The following is a 17,054-nucleotide window of genomic DNA, read 5'->3' as shown; positions in this document are numbered from 1 at the left end:
ACGCGCCTGGCGCAGGACGCGACCGTCGAAATCCTCTCCTTCGACGAGGCGCTCGTGCGCGCACAGGATCTGCTGGGCCTCCGGATAGGCCTCATGGCCGCCTGACAGCGCCGTCGCCCACGGACCGAACCGGCATTCGATAGCAAGAGCCACCAGACTTGAACTGCCCGTCGGGTAGTCTCCGGCTCCGCTCCTGGGGTGGGGCAATGCGAGGAATGGAAGGAACTGAAAATCAGGCCGCGCCCCAAGGGGGCGGTCGGGAACATACTGTCAGGCTTTTGTAGCTGCGGGGCCGTGGCGGGGCGGCCTCGGCCGCCCCGCCTCATTGATGTGTTACACCAGATCCCTGCCCTCGCGGCGGGCATCGCGGATGTCCTTCACGACGCCGCGGCAAAGCACGTAGAGAACAACGGCGGAAATGGCCGGCCAGACCAGGACGTAAGCGCTCAACAGATAGCTGTTCATTCCGCTCTCCTCCTCAAACCTTGGCTGACGCCAGGTCCCGCTCACCGAACGAAGCAGGTTGCGTCCGCTGCGGCCTGCCCGTGCCGTCCTGCTGGAAGGACGTCACGCGCTCGGCCAGTTGCGCGAAGTCGAAGCGCTCCTTGCCGAGCAGGCTGCCCGCAACGCAGACGACCGTGCTGACGCCATAGGACGTGAGGGAACTCAGAAGGACGATGTGGTCCCGCAGGAACCCGACGCAGAGCGGGGCCAAGACGACAGCCGTGGCGACTCCGACGACGATCGCCGCCGTCCGCGGGAAGAACGCAAAGGTCATCAATCCGATGACGACACCCGCGCCAACGGCCGCAACGACCTCGAAGAACACCGCGGTCACGCCGTCGATCGGAACCAGCTCGAACCGGACGATCGTGAACAGAACCAGCGCGCTCACCACCGCGCCCGTGAAGGCCGAGTTGGTGACCCGATCCCAGTAGAAGCTCGCGATGACGGGGAACACGATCGCGCCCCACAGCGCCCCGACGAAGACGAGCATGACCAGGATGTCCAGGTTCAGGCTGGCGAAGATCACGCCAACCATCGTCGCGACAATCATGGTCAGTCGCCCCACCATCAGCATGGTTTTGGGGTTCGGCCTGCCGCGTGCGATGTTCTTGTCGTAGATGTCGGTCATCATCAGGGCCGACAGGGCCGCGAGATCGGAGTCCGCCGTCGATGACAGCGAGCCGATTACCATGATGAAGAACAGCCCGATCGCGAACGGTGGCAGGTAGCCGGAGGCCATCTGGGGGATGATGTTGTTCATGTCCCCGTCCATGGGCTGCAAGCCGCTGAGCAGCGCCAGGAGCCCGAGCATGCCGAGACCGATCACGATGGCGCCGTACCCGATGGTCGCGGTCAGGAAGGTCGGCTTGATCAGGTCCTCGCGCACCGCGAACAGCCGTTGCGCGATGGTCTGGTTGCCGATCGCGTAGGCCAGGACGGCCACGAAATAAGGAGCCCCCTGGTTGAGGATGGCCTCGGTCGAGAAGAAGTCCGCCTGTTCCGCGCTGAGGCGATGAAGGTTCTCCTCCAGGAAGCCCGTCCCGCCCAGATTGAGGAAGATCAGCGGGATGATGATGACGGCGGCCAGGATCATCGCCACGAGCTGGGCGAAGTCGGTCAGGATCGAGGCCCGGAAGCCGGACCACAGGGTGTAGGAGAGAACGCCGAGGCCGGCGATGAGCACGCCGTGGATGAAGCTCAGAGGCGTCAGGACCGCGACGAGAGCGCCCGCGGCGGTGAAGTTCACCATCAGGCTGATGCCACTGCCGAGGAGATTGGAGACGGCCAGGATCAACTGGCTCGACGCCCCATGTCGCGCATGCACGATCTCGGCAAGGGTATGGGCCTTGGGCGCCAGCGCACGGAAGCGCCGCCCGAACGGGTAGATGAACAGGATCATCAGGGCGCCCCAGAAGCCGTAGTGGATCGGCCCCGACAGGCCGTACTGAAAGCCGGAGGTGGCGCTGGCGTAGAACGAGGCCGCCCAGATCCAGGTGGCGGTCATGCTCGCGGCGGAGATACCGAATCCGACGGCATTGTTCGAGACCATGTAGCCGTCGACGTTTTCGCTCTTGCGGCCAATAAAGAGCGACATGATGAAGGTTAGTCCGTAGAAGCCAAGTAACAGTAAAATCGCAGTCGTCGTTGAAAACTGAAAAACTGCTTCTTCATTCATTCCCGCTTATCCCCAGGTTGAAGAGGGCGCAACCCTTAGGTCATTTTTCGCGAATTGGCCAGGGTGGCCGGGACTTGGCCGTGGATTGGGAGTTATGACTACAGGCCAACCTACTGCGAACAAGCGAATTCTGTCGCAATCCTGCACGCCCTCGGCGGAGTCTGTCCGGGCCTCATGCTTTGAGTTGCACCGGGACAGCGGGAGATGGGACGCCGGAACGGGGCGTCTCCCGGCGTATTGCCGAGGCCATGGACCTGGTCGGGCCGTTTCGGACAACTAGGCTGATGCGGGGCCGGGAGTGCGAAGGAGAATCGGGCGGACACGGCAAAGGATCAGGGAATCCAACGCAATCCTATGCGGGCCAACGGCGTGGGCCGCTTGGCTGAGGAGCGTCCTCGGGTCGCCCGCGTCCGTCTTCGCCGCCAATGACGACCTCGTCCAGGTGGCGCGGCGCGGGTGGGTTGTCGCCCGCCGGCCATCCCTCGCGCTGGCGCGTGCGGTCCCCGTCGGCCTCGTCGGTCTGATCATGCAGGAGCACCACATTGGTCGGGAACGGCAGATCGATCCCGGCCTCGCCCAGCGCCTGCTTGATCACCTGGATCACGGCCCCGCGGGCCTGCACGACGTCGGTGATCCGCGGCGGAGTCTACCAGCGCACCTTGATGTTGACGCTCGATCCCGCGAGTTCCCAGGGAAGCGCCTCAGGTGCCGGATCCTGGGACACACCGGGAACACCCTTCAAAGCGTCGCGGATCACCTCGCAGGCAATACCGATATCATCTCCGTAGCCAATACCGACATCGGGCTCGCCCCGGCGCAGCGTAGGCTTGGGAGCGGCCACACCCGGCGGCGTGCCCCACCGCCATCCACCTGTCGGTGCGGATCGGATCCGGGGCTGGAGCGCCGATGATGTGGATCGGATCGTGGCGGGTCTGCCGCCTTCACCGGGTCACGGCGTGCGTACGGCCTCCAGCGTTGGCTTGACTACATCCTGATCCGCACTCCTGATCACGGCAATGCTGCCGTCGGTCTCCAGCACGACGGCCGCGATCGCGGCGGCATCCGCCACTCCATTGGAACGCAGTGCTGCCATGACCTCCTCGCGCGTGATCCGCTGGGTCCGCATGGCACCGTCAAGGAACCGACCCTGATGCATGATCAAGGTGGGCTCGCTCTTCACCAGCGCCTGGAACCCCGACGAACGGACCGACAGCCAGGTGATGGCGAATTGCAGGAAGACCAGAAGCGCCAGCGCGAGCACGCCATCGGCCAGGGCCACCGACTTGCTCAGCAGGACCGTGGCGAGGGTCGAGCCGAGGGCAACGGTCACCACGAGATCGAAGGCATTGAGCTTGGTAAGCGTGCGCTTGCCCGAGACGCGAAGGATCGCGACGAGGGCAACATAGGCGATCGTGCCGACTACCAGAACGCGCCCCAGGCCGCTCCATGTGTCGAAGAACATGGAATCTCCCCTCACTGTGGCCTGCCGCGAAGGGCGATCCTGGCCTGTTCGATGCGGATCAGCGTTGCCTTTCGATCACTGGCCGAAAGGCCCGCCCGCTCGGCGGTCTCTGTGAGCTTGCCGAGTTGCCGCTCCACGACGTCGCGCATCGCCCCGGATCGCAGGCTCGGGGCGAGCTGGCCCAGGACGTCGGCCATCCGGATCAACACGGCAGGGATTTCACGGCCCGCTTGCCGAATCGCATCAAAGGCTGCGTCCGCGGCCCGGCCCAGCGCCTTGCCGCTTGGTGGCGCCATCCCTGCGAATCTAAGGCAGTCCCCATCCCCTCAGATACGAAAACGCCAACAGAGTATCTTCTATAGACGTTTGCGCATCTGAGAGCGTGCGTTGCGAGCTCGCCCTCTGCGGGCTGCTGGCTTCGACGAGCAAGTCGGACCGTCTTGAGAGCGACAGTCTCTACCTGCCGCCCCGCGTGCCGCGCTCGCGGCCGCCCGGGAGGCGATCGCGCTGAGAAGATTATGGCCGACGCGCAGTGGCCGACGCCGAAGGATTACGATGCCGTGTGATGCCGGCCGAGCATGCGCCGCAATCCGCGCCGCGCCTTTGATGAGCATAGCCACGAGGTCCCGCCCATGACACTCGCCAGCATGTGCGAGTATGGCGTCCGCGCGGTTGCGGCCTCTTGCAAGGCGAACGGCTCTAACCGGCAGATCGACCCAGGCGTGGTGAGGGTGGTGATTTACCGCGCAGCACCTTGCATTGGCAGCATCTTCATTCCACGATAAGGCTGCTGCCGCCTCGATCCCAGGTCCATCCCGCTTCTGGTGACATGACTCACCCACGCCTTTTCTTCGGGTTTGCGCAGTGCGTTCTCGCGCTGTTTCTCCTCACAGGCGCACCAAATCCGGGACATACCCCCAGCCTCAGCTCCATAAGTTCTCCGAGCGCTGGCGAAGATCGCGTGGTCATCGCGGCGCAACCCTACAAGGTGGTCTTCAAGCGCGAGACGGGCCGGTCCGTTGCGAGCGCCAAGCGTTCCGACGGGCCAAGCCCCAAAGCTCTCGGGCCTCATCATGCGCATGCGGCTCCGCCGCGGATTTTCTCTCGCGTGGCAGCCTGCGGGCCACCTGCACTGCACGTTGAGCGTCACAGACCGTGTGCGGCTCCTCCAACCGGACCCCCTCTCGTCTGAGCACCAGCGGACAGCCTGTCTGCTGACCAGTGTCAGCAGCATCGTCGCTGCGCCGTGCACGATGAGCGGGGTGTCTGTTGCCGCGGGCCTTTGAGCAGCCGTTCAGGGGCGGCACAGGCATCCCTCGACGACATCCTTTCAGTTGGAGTGACATGCCTTGAAAGAAGCGCATGCAGATGCGGGTGCGCGCGCATCCGGACAATCGATCCATTGGCCTCAGGTCATCACCTGGGTCAGCCTCGGCATCCTGGTCGGCACCGAAGTCGTTGGCATGATCTTCGCCGCGGCTTGGGCCGTTGGGGGGCTCATGGAACTGGGGCCAACCCTCCAGTACGCCCTGTATGCCGTAGCCCTGGCATCATCGGTCGCCGTGATGGTGCCGTTCATGCGGCACGCCGCTCGTGTTGAACCCCTCCGGGGCAGCACGGAGGAGCACCCATGATCACCCTCGCTGGCCTTGTCCTGCTGGTGATCGGTGGCGGCATGTTTGCCATCGCGATGCCCCGGCAGGGCGTCTCGCCCCGCTTCATGCAGATAGGCATCGTGGAAGACCTCTATGCCGTAACTTGTCTCGGAGCCCTGGTCATGGGCGTCGCCTTGCTCATCAAGGGCATGTTGTCGTGATCGGAGCGGTTGGACTCGGGCTCGTGCTGGGTTCGGTAGCACTCTTCTGGTCGTTTTGGCCGCAAGACGGACGCGCTCATCCGCTCCTGACCCGAGCGGAGTTGTCGTGGATTGTCCCGGTCCTGGGCACGAGCGGGATCGCAATCGGCATGGCGCTGATCGTGAGGTGGGCCCTGACCTCCTGACGTTGGCGGAGAGGTAAGGGTTCGAGCCCCATGAAGACGGATCCACAAGTCCGAGACTAGGCTCCGTACGAGAACGCGGGCAGGCTCGCCGACTTCTGCGACGAGGCCACGACCATAAGAGTAACACCTATGGCGAAGGAGACGACGCCAATCAGCAGCTCAGAGCCCATTGCATCCTCCAGGGCGAGATGGCGGTCTCCGTCATTTCTGCCTGCGGGTTACAAGCGACCGGGCTGGGCATTGACCGCCCGCTTGGCGGCAGAGAATCGATGAGGATAGAGGATCGCAATGCCCCGCTTCTATTTCGATGCCCGGGAGGGCGAGCGGTTCGCCCCCGATGAAACCGGTTTGGAGTTCGATAATCTGGATGCCGTCAAGAACGAGGCCGCCTGCCTGGCGGCGGAGATCGCGCGCGACCGGCTGCCGATGAACGACACCCGTGAGGTCACGATCGAGGTGAGGAACACACATCGCCAGCGAGTGCTCACCATCACGCTCACCATGGAGATCGATCAGGTGGATCCGCCGCGCGGGAACGGCCCGTAAGTGAATTACGGAACGCAAGTTCAGGCTGCCTGAACTCAAACTGCTGCTTGGATCAGGAGGGAAACCCCAATGACGACGAACAGCATCGGAAGGATGGGGTAGAGAAGTCCGAGACTAGAGTTCCATGCGAGAAAGCGGGCCGGCTCCCCCGACTTTTGCGGCAAGGCCACGACCATCAGAGCGACACCTATGGCGAGGGAGATGGCACCAATCAGCAGTTCAGAGCCCATTGCATCCTCCAGGGCGGATAGGGGTCCCTGTCATTTCTGCCCGCGGGTTTCAAGTATGCGCTGGCCGTTCGCAGAAGGCGCCCTTCCTCCGCTGTCGCACTCACGTCAGCACTGCAGCCACCAGGAACGCTATGCCCAGAACTAAGGCGGCCACGACACCCAGTGTGAAAAATTCCCCTAAGACGTAGCTGCGTCCCACGGCTGTGAGCTGTCCGTTCTTGGGCATGGCCAAATATACGCTAGCCCCTGCGCTGACTAGCAACACGATCCCTATGAGGAAGTAAACCATCGGTTCATCTCACGCGCGTGTTCTACTGAACATCATGATAGCCGGCAGGGCCGAGAGATCAGAGTCCGACGTCGACGACAGCGAGCCGATCACCATGATGAAGAACAGCCCGATCGCGAACGGCGGTAGGTAGCCGGAGGCCATCTGGGGGATGATGTTGTTCATGTCCCCGTCCACAGGCTGCAAGCCGCTGAGCAGCGCCAGGAGCCCGAGCATGCCGAGCCCGATCACGATGGCGCCATGGCAGACGGGGGGACGCATGAAAGTTGCCATCTGCGGAGCCGGCATTGCTGGTCCAACCCTGGCGTATTGGCTCCAGCGCACAGGACATGAGCCGACCCTGATCGAGGAGGCGCCCCGGTTCAGAGGCGGGGGATACATCCTCGATTTCTGGGGCATCGGCTATCGTGTCGCGGAACTCATGGGGATCGAGCCCCAGATCCTCGAGGCCGGATACCACGTCCGGACAGTGCGGGCAGTCGACCGGGACGGTCGCACCCGAGCCGCGCTCGGGACGGACGCTTTCCGGCGCAGCACGCAAGGCAAGTTCATCAGTTTGCCGCGAGGCGAACTCGCCGCAGCCATCTATGGTGCGGTCGAGGCAGGAGTGGAAACGATCTTCGGCGACAGTATCGCGGCCATCCGTCAGGACGAGCAGGGCGTTCGCATCGCTTTCACGCACGGCTCCGAACGGGAATTCGATCTGTTGATGGGCGCCGACGGACTGCACTCCAACGTTCGCAGGCTCGCGTTCGGGCCCGAAGAGAACTTCAGCAAGCATCTCGGCTACAAGGTCGCGGCATTCGAGCTGGAGGGCTATCGCCCGCGCAACGAACGCGAATATGTCCTCTTCAACACCCCAGGGGGCCAAGTGGGCAGATTCTCGCTTCGCGGCGACCGAACCCTGTTCCTGTTCGTTGTTCGCGCAGGCGTCCCACATCGCGAAGGGCCCGGAGATCTCGCCGCCTGCAAGGCTCTCCTCAATCGGACCTTCGCCGATACCGGCTGGGAGTGTTCCCGGATTCTGACGGCGATGCAGGGCGTCAATGACGTCTACTTCGACGATGTCAGCCAGATCAGGATGGGGCGGTGGTCCAACGAGCGTGTCGCGCTGATTGGCGATGCGGCTGCGTGTGTATCCCTTCTGGCCGGGGAGGGAGCCGGCCTGGCGATGACGGAGGCCTACGTGCTGGCCGGAGAGTTGAAGCGTGCGAACAACGACTATCGGGAGGCCTTCAGGAATTACGAAATCCGACTGCGCGCGTTCGTCGAGGGCAAGCAGAGATCGGCCGAGACGTTCGCCTCGTTCTTCGCACCGAAGAGCCAATTCGGCATTTGGGCCCGTAACACGGCGATCCAGGCGATGACGATCGGTGCCGTAGCCGACCTCCTGGTCGGGCGCAGTCTGCGCGATGACTTCGACTTGCCGAACTACGACATGCAGTGACCGACCAGAATGGGTTCGAAGACACGGCTGCGCAGGCTTGAAAGCAGTCCGGCGCTGAGCTTGAGCAGCGGCTTCGCTCATGGACGCTTTCTCGACTCCCCATACGAGCGCCCGACCCGGTGCCCGACCGTCTCAGTTCGTCATTGGCATCCAGAAGCGCGAGTATCCGCCTCCGCGCCGGAGGATAGGACTTCCGCCTAGGAATGTTGTCCTTCAGCTAACAGACGCATTCTTGCGTGCTTCCGGTGAAAGACCGCAGTTGGCACGAGGCAGACGAAAGCCGAACTTCCGTAGTCACAGAGTAAGCTGACCTTCGTAAGGCCACGCCCAATGGCTCAGTTTGACCCGAAGGAGACTCTAAAGCACCGCTCACGATGAGTGATCTAAATGGGCGCGGTCATTGTGTAGAGGCATCCAGAACGGCCTGTTGTGTGAAGTTCGGTCGCTTGGCGCCGCCGTCGTCACGATGGCCGTCCCCACGGCAACGCCTGCCAGAGCCAACAATGCATACAGCATCTCATGCAGCAGCGTCAGCGGCGGCAACAGCAGTCCTCCGAATTCGCCCGTCAGACCGAGCGGTGGTATGGTCAGGTCCAGCCGCAGAACATGAGCCCCTATAGGAACAGCTATGGACCGTCCTATGGGCCTGCTGATGGAGTCCGCTCATGAGGGATACCACCTACATCCTCGTTGGGCTTGGCGCGGCCATCCTCCTGCTCCTGGCCTTCTTCCTCCGCGCAATGTTCTTTGGCCTCGGTCTCCGCGCCGCCCGCGATAAGATCGGGAAGTGGATCAGCAGGCAGCCCTAGGTGTCGTACTGGCCCCCTGTATTCTACGCGGGGTCCATCGGTCGGCGTAGCCCACGGAGCACTGGCACTTCTGAGGCCTTGAGGTGATCGGCGCGGGCGCCTCTCGGAGCATGGCCCGGCCATGAGCCCCGTGATCAACCCCACGAGGCACGTAGCTCCAGGTGCTCTGCATTCGTTCCGATAAGTACGAATCTGCGGATCAGAGGCGGTTGAGTTGATCTCTGACCCACCGACTTTCACTGCGAGGCTTGCTGGTGCGTCCCGCTCTCCTCCGGAAGAACCACCATTCCCGAGAACGGCTCGATCCACGCCAACTGATCAGTCACCGCCTTCACCCCAGGCACGTTCTCGGCCACCACCTTGGTAGCCTGCCGCTCGCGTTCATCGCAGATCGCGCCAGTCAGGGTCACCACCCCATTCTCGACATGGATCCGGATGAGCTTGTGGCCCCAACTCTGCTTGTCCAACTCCGCCAGTATGGCCTCCCGGATCCGGTCGTCGGCGACTGCGCCGGGAGAGGCCGTCGGCAGGGTTCGTGCCAGGGCCCGCAAGACGTCGGAGCGTGCCACGATCCCGACCACCTTGTCGTTTTCGAGCACCGGCAGCCGCTTGATCCGGTGACGGCTCATCGCCGTGACGACCTCCTCGAGCCGCGCATCACGGCGCGTCGTTACGGGACCCGTCGACATCACCTGCTCGACCTTACGGCCGTGGGTCTGGATGTATTCATCGGCCAGCTTGCCGGGACCGACGAGGAATTCCAGCCATGAGGGCCGCTTGCGTGTGGTGCCCAGCTCTCCTCTGCGCAGGAGGTCGCCTTCGCTGATCATCCCGACCAGCGTGCCGTCCCGCGTCGTGACCGGAAGGCCGCTGATCCGATCAGCCAGCATGAGCTTTGCGGCTTCGGCGACGGTGGCGGATGGCTCTACGCTGATCACCGGTGTGGTCATGACATCTTCAACAATCACGGGTTCCTCCGATGATATGATCGCCTTTGAAGCCAAGGCCGATGTTGAGCAGGCCTGGGAGCTCGCCTCGTTCCCGATGGGGAAGGTCGACATCGTAGCGCTTGAGCATGGGAGAGCCCTCTCTCCGATCGGGCCAGTCTACTCCCGTTCAATCGGACTCCGCAGTTCCCCCGTAGGACGTCACAGCAACGGAACGGCAGGAGCGGCGCGGGTAACCCAAGTACCGCGGTCACATCGGCACCACCCGAGTTCCGGGCACGAGCGGAGAGCTGACCGTTCCGGCGTCTGCGAGACCGTCCTCCTGGTCCTGGATACGGACCCGCAATGAGGCGACCAGTCGGATTTCCGCCATCATGCGGCGTTACCGTCAAGGATGAAAGCCTCGGAATATGGGGTGGAGGTCCGATCGAAGGTGGCGTCGCTCTCACTGCCGTCCCTGCCGTGCGGCAAATGAGAGCCACTCACCTCCCTGGCAGTCGCCCGGATCAGGCAACGTCCGGCATCTTCGAGCGCAGCTCCAGGGTTTTTTCTATGTGATCTCGGGGTTTTCCCGATTGTCCCGCAGCCTGCGGCCGACATCCACCACGTAGCTTACCGGAAATGGGTCGCACTGCTTCCTGAGGAGTACGGTCCATGGCTGAACTGGTGGTCGTCGGGTTCGACAACCCGACCGATGCGGATCGCGTCCTGACCGAACTGACGCGCCTGCAAAAGGAATACCTCATCGATCTCGAGGATGCCGTCGTTGCCATCCGCAGCCAGGATGGCACGGTCCGCATCAAGCAGAGCGTCAACCTGGTGAGCCTTGGCGCCACCACGGGCGGCCTGCGTGGCGCCATGTGGGGCAGCCTCATCGGTCTGCTGTTCCTCAATCCGCTCGCCGGCTTTGCGATCGGCGGTGCCGTGGGGGCAGGCTCGGGGGCCCTGTCGGGGAACCTGATCGACTACGGCATCAACGATGATTTCATCAGGTCGATCGGCGATACGCTCAAGCCCGAGACCTCGGCCCTGTTCCTGCTGATCCGCAAGTCGCAGCCCGAAAAGGTGTTGGCCGAGCTGTCCGGGTTCAAGGGGCACGTGATCCGTTCCTCGCTGTCGCCCGAGCAGGAAGCCAAGCTCCAGGCCGCTCTGTCCCGCGCCCATCCGCCGAGCCCGAGCGATGGCGTCGAGGCTGCGGGCACGATGGCCCAACAGACGACATGATGGCCCGAGCCGTTCGGCAAAGGAGATCGACATGCTGTCACGACGGTCCTTTCTGACCTGGTTGGTCGGCGCGGCGGTGGCCCTCCCGCTCGGCACGGTCGCATCGACCGGCGCGGACGCCCAGCCCCGTCCCGAACATCGTCCGCCGCGGCCCAGCCGTCCGGGAGGGCCTCCCCCGCCGCGACGGCGGGAGCGGCGGCCACGACCCCGTCCTGGCTTCGTCTGGGTGCCGGGCCGCTGGATCTGGAGCGCCCGTCGCAGGCGGTGGGTCTGGGTGTCCGGCCGCTGGGTCCGCCGCCGGCGCCGATAGAAGCACCAGGTGCAGGAAGGAGTTGCCTCCATGGAACTTCTGGATCCGTTCGTGAACCCCGGAACCTCCTTCATCTCCACCGGACGCCTGCCATCTACGGAGGTCGTGAGGCGGCTCGTGACGGAGGCCCACGAGCGGTTTCGCTCCGTCGGCCTGGGGCAGGTCTCGCAGGTCTACCCGGCGCTGGCCCGCGTCCCGACCGACCTTTTCGGAACCTGCTTCGTGGGAACCGACGGCAGTGTCTTCTCAGTCGGCGATGCCGAGCACGCGTTCACCATCATGAGTGTTTCCAAGCCCTTCATATTCGCGCTGATCTGCGATCTGATCGGCGCGACGGGCGCCCGCGAGAGGCTCGGCGTGAACGCAACGGGACACGCGTTTAACTCGCTTGCCGGCATCGAGCGCAATCCGGACGGGCGGACCAACCCGATGGTGAATGCCGGGGCCATCGCGACCACGAGCCTCGTGCCCGGGGAGAATACGGAGGCCAAATGGCGCTTCATCCACGAGGGGTTATCCCGCTTCGCGGGCCGCGAATTACCGCTCAACGACGAGGTCTATGCCTCGGCCTCGGAGACGAACTTCCGTAACCGCAGCATTGCCTGGATGCTCGAAAGCGTTGGCCGTATCTACTGCGATCCCGCCGAGGCTGTCGATCTCTACACCAGGCAATGCTCTCTGAACGTGAGCGCCAAGGATCTTGCGGTCATGGGTGCGACCCTCGCCGATGGGGGCTTCAATCCGGCCACGAGGGAGCAGGTCGTCAATCCGGATGTCTGCCACTACGCCCTCGCCGTGATGCTGACGGCCGGGATGTACGAAACCTCCGGAGATTGGCTCTACGAGATCGGGCTGCCGGGCAAGAGCGGCATCGGGGGTGGCATCGTCACGGTCTCGCCCGGCAAGGGCGGCCTGGGCACCTTCGCGCCGCTGCTCGATGAGGCCGGCAACAGCGTGAAAGGACAGTTGGTTGCGCAATTCCTGTCGCAACGCCTGGGCCTCGATCTGCTCGTCTCGACGCCGGAGATCTAGCTGCCCTCTCGAACCGCCACTCACGGAGGCATCCATGACAGGCGCAACGACCCTCCACGATGTTCTTCCGGAAGAGAAAGCATCCTGGGTTCCGATGATCGCCATTGCGCTCGGTCAGGCGATCATGTCCTTCAACGTGGCGTCCCTGCCGGTTGCGCTCGGCGGCATGGTGGAGAGCTTCCGGGTTCCCCCGACGACGGTGGCTACCGGCATCGTGGCCTATGGCATGCTCGTGGCCGGCTTCGTCATGCTGGGTGCCAAGCTCGTCCAGCGCTACGGTGCTCTGCGGGTGTTCCGGATCGCAGTGGTCGTTTTCTGCATCTCGCAGGTGATGATGACCTTCAGCCCGAATGCAACGGTGATGATCACCGCGCAGGCGCTCTGCGGAGCCGCCGGTGCGGTCATCGTCCCGGCACTGGTGGCGCTGATCGCGGAGAACTACCACGGCAGCCAGCAGGCGACGGCCCTGGGCGCACTCGGGTCGGCTCGGGCCGGTGCGGGTGTCGCGGCCTTCCTCATCGGCGGCGTGCTCGGCACCTATATTGGCTGGCGGCCTGTCTTTGGCATCCTGATTGCCGTCTCCGCGCTCGTATTCGTCCTGAGCTTCCGGCTCAAGCCGGATCATGGCCGTCCCGACGTGCGCATCGACGTCGTCGGGGTCATCCTGACGGCCGCGGCCATCGTTCTCATCAGCTTCGGCTTCAACAACCTGAACCGCTGGGGGCTCGGCCTCGCGCGGCCGGCTGCGCCCTTCAGCCTCCTCGGCCTGTCGCCCGCACCCGTCATGATCGTCGTCGGCATAGTCCTCGGGCAGGCCTTCCTCATGTGGACGCGCCGCCGCGAGGCCGCCGGGCAGACGCCGCTGCTGCCGCTCGAGGTGCTCGATTCGCCGCAGGAGCGGGCGGCGGTCTATGCCATGTTCGCCGTCGTCGCGTTGGAGGCGGCGCTGAATTTCTCGGTACCGCTCTACATCCAGATCGTGCAGGGACGCACGCCGCTGGCGACGGCCGTGGCGATGCTGCCGTTCAACCTGACGGTCTTCTTCTCGGCGATGTTCATCGTCCAGTTCTACGAGCGGTTCACGCCGCGCCAGATCGGGCGCTTCGGATTCATTCTCTGCACCGTGGCACTGCTGTGGCTCGCCTTCGTCGTCCGCAACGACTGGAGCGCCATCCCGGTCCTTGTGGGGCTCGTGATCTTCGGCATCGGCCAGGGATCGCTTGTCACCCTGGTGTTCAACGTGCTGGTGACAGCCTCGCCGAAGGAGCTTGCCGGTGACGTCGGCTCTCTGCGCGGTACGACCAACAACCTCGCGTCCGCGGTCGGAACCGCGGTGGCTGGCGCGTTGCTGGTCGGCCTGCTGAGTTCTGCCGTCATGCGCCGTATCACCGAGAATCCGCTGCTGCCAGCCGAGATCCAGTCGCAGGTCAACCTCGACAGCATCACCTTCGTCAGCAACGACCGACTCGAGAGCGTGATTGCCCAAACCACTGCAACGCCGGAGCAGAAGGCCGAGGCGCTCCGGGTCAACATGGAAGCGCGGCTCCAGGCCCTGAAGATCGGTCTATTGGTCATGGCGGGACTGGCGCTGCTCATGATCCTGCCCGCTGGTCGGCTGCCGAACTACAGGCCGGGAGAGATTCCGGAACCCTAGTCGCGAGGGAGAGTCGCATGCGCTTCGGATGGAGCGACTCGGCGCTGCTGTTGTACGGCCTGCGCGGGATCCTGCTCATTGCCGCGGTCCTGATTGTCGTGCCCGCGATCAAAGCATCCTTCGCGCTTGTGTAGCCGCTGAGCCCGGTTCAAACAGGCCTGATCCGGGCAGCGATCCGCTTACTTCTGGCCCGCGAGGTTTGACAGCATTGTACCTGCGCACCACTCAATCAGTTATTATCAATCCACTGGCAGGGGAATGTCTCCTCCTGGCACGGAGCTGACCTTGGTCGAACGTCCGCATTTATGCGGTAAGGTGACCTTTATTCCCTCCGCCCAACATAGCACTATGATCCAAACAGACATTCGGGTGCCGACAGGCCCGCTGCTGCTACCCTGCCTACGACCCGGTCGGAATACATCCGAGCTGCTGGAAGAGGCTAAGCCGGTCCAGCTCGACCCAGTCCTCGATCAGCTTGCCGCCGGCGAAGCGGGCCATGATGATGACAGTCCACGTCACGTTGCGGCCAGACGCGGCGATCCCTTGCCATTCGCCCTGCTGGGTCGCCTGCCAGTGGCCACGCCAGACGCCCCGGTCACCGGCGAAGAACATGTCGTCCAGGGTGTAGGCGGCGCCCGGAAAGGCGGCGAGGAAGCCTCCCATCGCCGCACGCCAAGCAGGCAGGCCGTGGATTGTCTCCATACCCAGCCAGTGCGATGTCAGATCGTCATCCCAGTACTTTTCCAGGCCGTCCAGACGGTGCCCGTTAAAGACCTCGGCTATATAGGCGCGGATCAGCGCCTCGTGCTGGTCTGCCGCCATGGTCCTTGCTCCTCCCCACGGCGTCGATAGCGTACCCGTAGCTCGGCAAGTCGATGGAAATATGGCCGTCACCGGCCAATGCCAAGCATACGACGTTAGGTTCTCATCAGGGCAGGAGCGTGGATCTCTTCCGTTGCGAGTGATCCTGCGCCGAGGCGCCCAATCAGATCCGCCGGAACGTCAAATAACTCGGCCGCCGGCCTTCCCGAATGGCCTTGGCCTCGTAGCGGGTTCCGGGCCAGGCCGGCCAGGAGAGGCGCCAATCGTCGGCACGAGTCGCAGTCCAGGTGAAAGCGGGTGAGCGGGTAACCCGCTCGAGTGTCCAGCCCGCGTAATCGTCGATATCGGTTGCAAAGCGCAGCTCGGCGCCGGGGCGCATCAGTCGCGCGAGGGCCGCGACAGTCTCGTCGGAGACGAGGCGCCGCTTGCGCTGCCGGCGCTTCGGCCACGGATCCGGGTAGAGGATATACACCCGCGACAGGCAGCCCTCGGGAAGCTTCGGCAGGAGGTGGAGAACGTCGTCGTCCCACAGCCGCACGTTGTCGAGCCGCTCCTGCCGGATCGTGGCGAGGAGCTTCGCCATCCCGTTCACGAACGGCTCGCAACCAATGATCCCGACATCCGGATTCGAACGCGCCTGCGCAGCAAGATGCTCGCCGCCGCCGAAGCCGATCTCGAGCCAAATCTCGCGGATCCGCTCCGAAAACTGGGCGGCCGGCGGTTTCGCCGGATCGATCCGGAGGGCGGGGAGAAGCGTCTCGACGAGATCCTGCTGGCCGTGGCGCAGGCGCTTGCCCTTGCGGCGCCCATAGAAGGCGCCGCCCCGGTCTTCCAGACCCGTCATGGTGTCGATGATGCCCTCAGGCGAGCGCCGACCTCAGGGTGTCGGCGAGGTCCGTCTTCTCCCAGGAGAAGCCGCCATCGGCATCCGGCTTCCGGCCGAAATGGCCGTAGGCCGAGGTCCGGGCGTAAATCGGCCGGTTCAGCTGGAGATGGGTCCGGATACCGCGGGGCGAGAGATCCATTACGTCCATGAGGACCGCTTCGAGCCGCGCCTCGTCGACCTGTCCGGTGTCGTAGAGATCGGCATAGATCGAAAGCGGCTTCGCGACGCCGATGGCGTATGAGAGCTGGATCGCGCAGCGCCGCGCGAGCCCTGCCGCGACGACGTTCTTCGCGAGGTAGCGCGCGGCATAGGCTGCCGAGCGGTCGACCTTCGTGGGGTCCTTGCCCGAGAAGGCGCCGCCGCCATGGGGAGCCGCGCCGCCATAGGTGTCGACGATGATCTTGCGGCCCGTCAGCCCGCAATCGCCGTCCGGGCCACCGATGACGAACTTGCCGGTCGGGTTCACGTGCCAGACGGTCTCGCTCGAGATCCAGCCTTCCGGGAGCGTCTTGCGGATATAGGGTTCGACGATCCTGCGGACGTCCTCCGAGTTCAGTTCCTCCTTGAGGTGCTGGGTCGAGAGGACGATCTGCGTCGCGCCGACGGGCCTGCCCTTCTCGTAGCGGACCGTGACCTGGCTCTTCGCGTCGGGGCCGAGGTGGCGGGCGTCATCTGCGCCGGCCTTCCGGGCTGCCGCGAGAGTCTCGAGAATCTTGTGGGCGTACTGGATCGGCGCCGGCATCAATTCCGGCGTGTCGTCGCAGGCATACCCGAACATGATGCCCTGGTCGCCCGCGCCCTCGTCCTTGTTGCCGCTGGCATCGACGCCCATGGCGATGTCGGCCGACTGCGCGTGCAGATACACGTCGATCTCGGCGTGCTTCCAGTGGAAGCCTTCCTGCTCGTAGCCGATGTCCTTGATCGCTGCACGGGTCAGCTCTTCGATCTTCTCCGGCGTGATCGAGGCCGGGCCGCGAACCTCGCCTGCGATCACCACGCGGTTCGTGGTCGCCAGAGTCTCACAGGCGACCCGTGCCTCCGGCTCGGCTGCGATATAGGCGTCGACGATGGTGTCGGAGATCCGGTCGCACACCTTGTCGGGATGCCCTTCCGACACGGACTCGCTGGTGAAGAGATAGCTCGAGCGGCGCACGGATGTCGTTCCTTCCAACTCTGGCGGTGATGGGCAAAATCGCCCTGATCGTTGCAGCCT

Annotated in this window: 22 protein-coding genes; 10 read left to right on the top strand and 12 right to left on the bottom strand. The window is 64.2% G+C overall.

What is annotated here, in order from left to right; all coding sequences use genetic code 11:
- Positions 1–333: 333 nt before the first annotated feature.
- The 6 genes from BN1233_RS49035 to BN1233_RS01045 all read right to left on the bottom strand — a co-directional run bounded on the left by BN1233_RS49035 (position 334) and on the right by BN1233_RS01045 (position 3,940).
- On the bottom strand, positions 334–465 hold the full coding sequence (locus tag BN1233_RS49035; protein WP_210168207.1) for a putative transporter small subunit: 132 nt from the start codon (positions 463–465) through the stop codon (positions 334–336).
- A gap of 13 nt (positions 466–478) precedes the next feature.
- Positions 479–2,182 (bottom strand): sodium:solute symporter family protein, encoded by a 1,704-nt coding sequence (locus BN1233_RS01060; RefSeq protein WP_046861661.1) that lies wholly within the window; start codon positions 2,180–2,182, stop codon positions 479–481.
- 352 nt (positions 2,183–2,534) lie between these two features.
- Positions 2,535–2,804, bottom strand: coding sequence for a hypothetical protein (locus tag BN1233_RS42555; RefSeq protein ID WP_052763659.1), 270 nt, complete (start codon positions 2,802–2,804; stop codon positions 2,535–2,537).
- 24 nt (positions 2,805–2,828) lie between these two features.
- Complete coding sequence (locus BN1233_RS42550; RefSeq protein WP_052763658.1) at positions 2,829–3,023, bottom strand: hypothetical protein; 195 nt, start codon at positions 3,021–3,023, stop codon at positions 2,829–2,831.
- A gap of 108 nt (positions 3,024–3,131) precedes the next feature.
- Positions 3,132–3,644 carry a DUF421 domain-containing protein gene (locus tag BN1233_RS01050; protein ID WP_046861660.1) on the bottom strand — a complete coding sequence of 171 codons (513 nt, stop codon included), beginning with the start codon at positions 3,642–3,644 and terminating at the stop codon, positions 3,132–3,134.
- Positions 3,645–3,655: 11 nt separating this feature from the next.
- A complete protein-coding gene (locus BN1233_RS01045; RefSeq protein ID WP_046861659.1) occupies positions 3,656–3,940 on the bottom strand; it encodes a hypothetical protein in 285 nt (94 codons plus the stop codon).
- A gap of 1,053 nt (positions 3,941–4,993) precedes the next feature.
- Here BN1233_RS01045 and BN1233_RS01035 point away from each other — a divergent pair.
- The 4 genes from BN1233_RS01035 to BN1233_RS01020 all read left to right on the top strand — a co-directional run bounded on the left by BN1233_RS01035 (position 4,994) and on the right by BN1233_RS01020 (position 6,191).
- Entirely contained in the window at positions 4,994–5,278 is a 285-nt protein-coding gene (locus BN1233_RS01035) for a hypothetical protein (protein ID WP_046861657.1), read from the top strand.
- The gene (locus BN1233_RS01030) at positions 5,275–5,460 is read left to right on the top strand and encodes a hypothetical protein (protein ID WP_046861656.1); all 186 of its coding nucleotides are present in this window, start codon (positions 5,275–5,277) and stop codon (positions 5,458–5,460) included. The genes BN1233_RS01035 and BN1233_RS01030 overlap by 4 nt, the downstream gene beginning before the upstream one ends.
- Positions 5,457–5,645: a hypothetical protein gene (locus BN1233_RS01025; protein ID WP_046861655.1), complete on the top strand. Its 189-nt coding sequence runs from the start codon at positions 5,457–5,459 to the stop codon at positions 5,643–5,645. Before BN1233_RS01030 ends, BN1233_RS01025 begins: the two co-directional genes overlap by 4 nt.
- A gap of 288 nt (positions 5,646–5,933) precedes the next feature.
- A complete protein-coding gene (locus tag BN1233_RS01020) occupies positions 5,934–6,191 on the top strand; it encodes a DUF6894 family protein (RefSeq protein WP_046861654.1) in 258 nt (85 codons plus the stop codon).
- A gap of 35 nt (positions 6,192–6,226) precedes the next feature.
- On the opposite strand, the gene BN1233_RS01015 is transcribed toward BN1233_RS01020, so the two are convergent.
- Both BN1233_RS01015 and BN1233_RS01005 read right to left on the bottom strand, forming a co-directional pair.
- Positions 6,227–6,421, bottom strand: a complete 195-nt coding sequence (locus tag BN1233_RS01015; protein ID WP_046861653.1) for a hypothetical protein — start codon at positions 6,419–6,421, stop codon at positions 6,227–6,229.
- Between the two features lie 298 nt (positions 6,422–6,719).
- Positions 6,720–6,971: a hypothetical protein gene (locus tag BN1233_RS01005; RefSeq protein ID WP_046861651.1), complete on the bottom strand. Its 252-nt coding sequence runs from the start codon at positions 6,969–6,971 to the stop codon at positions 6,720–6,722.
- Here BN1233_RS01005 and BN1233_RS01000 point away from each other — a divergent pair.
- Together BN1233_RS01000 and BN1233_RS46575 are read left to right on the top strand one after the other, a co-directional pair.
- Complete coding sequence (locus tag BN1233_RS01000; protein ID WP_046861650.1) at positions 6,970–8,157, top strand: FAD-binding domain; 1,188 nt, start codon at positions 6,970–6,972, stop codon at positions 8,155–8,157. The two genes, BN1233_RS01005 and BN1233_RS01000, sit on opposite strands and share 2 nt — an antisense overlap.
- A 665-nt stretch (positions 8,158–8,822) precedes the next feature.
- Positions 8,823–8,966 carry a hypothetical protein gene (locus BN1233_RS46575; RefSeq protein WP_154678247.1) on the top strand — a complete coding sequence of 48 codons (144 nt, stop codon included), beginning with the start codon at positions 8,823–8,825 and terminating at the stop codon, positions 8,964–8,966.
- A 236-nt stretch (positions 8,967–9,202) separates the two neighbouring features.
- Here BN1233_RS46575 and BN1233_RS00995 read toward each other — a convergent pair whose 3' ends face one another.
- Positions 9,203–9,934, bottom strand: coding sequence for a CBS domain-containing protein (locus BN1233_RS00995; RefSeq protein ID WP_046861649.1), 732 nt, complete (start codon positions 9,932–9,934; stop codon positions 9,203–9,205).
- 633 nt (positions 9,935–10,567) lie between these two features.
- On the opposite strand from BN1233_RS00995, the gene BN1233_RS00990 reads away from it, so the two are divergent.
- From BN1233_RS00990 to BN1233_RS00980, 4 genes are read left to right on the top strand one after another with little or no spacing between them, the layout of a single operon-like run.
- A complete protein-coding gene (locus BN1233_RS00990) occupies positions 10,568–11,137 on the top strand; it encodes a DUF1269 domain-containing protein (protein ID WP_046861648.1) in 570 nt (189 codons plus the stop codon).
- Entirely contained in the window at positions 11,094–11,447 is a 354-nt protein-coding gene (locus tag BN1233_RS44405; RefSeq protein ID WP_342341631.1) for a hypothetical protein, read from the top strand. Before BN1233_RS00990 ends, BN1233_RS44405 begins: the two co-directional genes overlap by 44 nt.
- A 30-nt stretch (positions 11,448–11,477) precedes the next feature.
- On the top strand, positions 11,478–12,479 hold the full coding sequence (gene glsA, locus BN1233_RS00985; protein ID WP_046861647.1) for a glutaminase A: 1,002 nt from the start codon (positions 11,478–11,480) through the stop codon (positions 12,477–12,479).
- A 34-nt stretch (positions 12,480–12,513) separates the two neighbouring features.
- The gene (locus tag BN1233_RS00980; protein WP_244470872.1) at positions 12,514–14,133 is read left to right on the top strand and encodes an MFS transporter; all 1,620 of its coding nucleotides are present in this window, start codon (positions 12,514–12,516) and stop codon (positions 14,131–14,133) included.
- A 399-nt stretch (positions 14,134–14,532) separates the two neighbouring features.
- Here BN1233_RS00980 and BN1233_RS42545 read toward each other — a convergent pair whose 3' ends face one another.
- From BN1233_RS42545 to metK, 3 genes are all read right to left on the bottom strand, one after another.
- Entirely contained in the window at positions 14,533–14,955 is a 423-nt protein-coding gene (locus tag BN1233_RS42545) for an ester cyclase (RefSeq protein ID WP_048708943.1), read from the bottom strand.
- Between the two features lie 163 nt (positions 14,956–15,118).
- A complete protein-coding gene (trmB, locus tag BN1233_RS00970) occupies positions 15,119–15,799 on the bottom strand; it encodes a tRNA (guanine(46)-N(7))-methyltransferase TrmB (protein ID WP_046861646.1) in 681 nt (226 codons plus the stop codon).
- Positions 15,800–15,815: 16 nt separating this feature from the next.
- A complete protein-coding gene (gene metK, locus BN1233_RS00965) occupies positions 15,816–16,994 on the bottom strand; it encodes a methionine adenosyltransferase (RefSeq protein ID WP_046861645.1) in 1,179 nt (392 codons plus the stop codon).
- Between the last annotated feature and the right edge of the window lie 60 nt (positions 16,995–17,054).

Origin of the sequence: Microvirga massiliensis (genome assembly GCF_001006805.1) — a bacterium.
GTDB lineage: Bacteria > Pseudomonadota > Alphaproteobacteria > Rhizobiales > Beijerinckiaceae > Microvirga > Microvirga massiliensis.
The sequence above is the reverse complement of the archived record's forward strand: the minus strand, read 5'-3'. Positions and strand labels throughout refer to the sequence as shown.

Excerpts from the sequence above, each read along its gene's own strand:
- BN1233_RS01045 (WP_046861659.1), bottom strand. The coding sequence starts at position 3,940 with ATGGCGCCACCAAGCGGCAAGGCGCTGGGCCGGGCCGCGGACGCAGCC.
- BN1233_RS46575 (WP_154678247.1), top strand. The coding sequence starts at position 8,823 with ATGAGGGATACCACCTACATCCTCGTTGGGCTTGGCGCGGCCATCCTC.
- BN1233_RS01050 (WP_046861660.1), bottom strand. The coding sequence starts at position 3,644 with ATGTTCTTCGACACATGGAGCGGCCTGGGGCGCGTTCTGGTAGTCGGC.
- BN1233_RS01060 (WP_046861661.1), bottom strand. The coding sequence starts at position 2,182 with ATGAATGAAGAAGCAGTTTTTCAGTTTTCAACGACGACTGCGATTTTA.
- BN1233_RS01015 (WP_046861653.1), bottom strand. The coding sequence starts at position 6,421 with ATGGGCTCTGAACTGCTGATTGGTGCCATCTCCCTCGCCATAGGTGTC.
- glsA (WP_046861647.1), top strand. The coding sequence starts at position 11,478 with ATGGAACTTCTGGATCCGTTCGTGAACCCCGGAACCTCCTTCATCTCC.
- BN1233_RS44405 (WP_342341631.1), top strand. The coding sequence starts at position 11,094 with ATGGCGTCGAGGCTGCGGGCACGATGGCCCAACAGACGACATGATGGC.
- BN1233_RS01030 (WP_046861656.1), top strand. The coding sequence starts at position 5,275 with ATGATCACCCTCGCTGGCCTTGTCCTGCTGGTGATCGGTGGCGGCATG.
- BN1233_RS01005 (WP_046861651.1), bottom strand. The coding sequence starts at position 6,971 with ATGCGTCCCCCCGTCTGCCATGGCGCCATCGTGATCGGGCTCGGCATG.
- trmB (WP_046861646.1), bottom strand. The coding sequence starts at position 15,799 with ATGACGGGTCTGGAAGACCGGGGCGGCGCCTTCTATGGGCGCCGCAAG.
- BN1233_RS01000 (WP_046861650.1), top strand. The coding sequence starts at position 6,970 with ATGAAAGTTGCCATCTGCGGAGCCGGCATTGCTGGTCCAACCCTGGCG.
- BN1233_RS01020 (WP_046861654.1), top strand. The coding sequence starts at position 5,934 with ATGCCCCGCTTCTATTTCGATGCCCGGGAGGGCGAGCGGTTCGCCCCC.
- BN1233_RS42545 (WP_048708943.1), bottom strand. The coding sequence starts at position 14,955 with ATGGCGGCAGACCAGCACGAGGCGCTGATCCGCGCCTATATAGCCGAG.
- BN1233_RS00980 (WP_244470872.1), top strand. The coding sequence starts at position 12,514 with ATGACAGGCGCAACGACCCTCCACGATGTTCTTCCGGAAGAGAAAGCA.
- BN1233_RS49035 (WP_210168207.1), bottom strand. The coding sequence starts at position 465 with ATGAACAGCTATCTGTTGAGCGCTTACGTCCTGGTCTGGCCGGCCATT.
- BN1233_RS00990 (WP_046861648.1), top strand. The coding sequence starts at position 10,568 with ATGGCTGAACTGGTGGTCGTCGGGTTCGACAACCCGACCGATGCGGAT.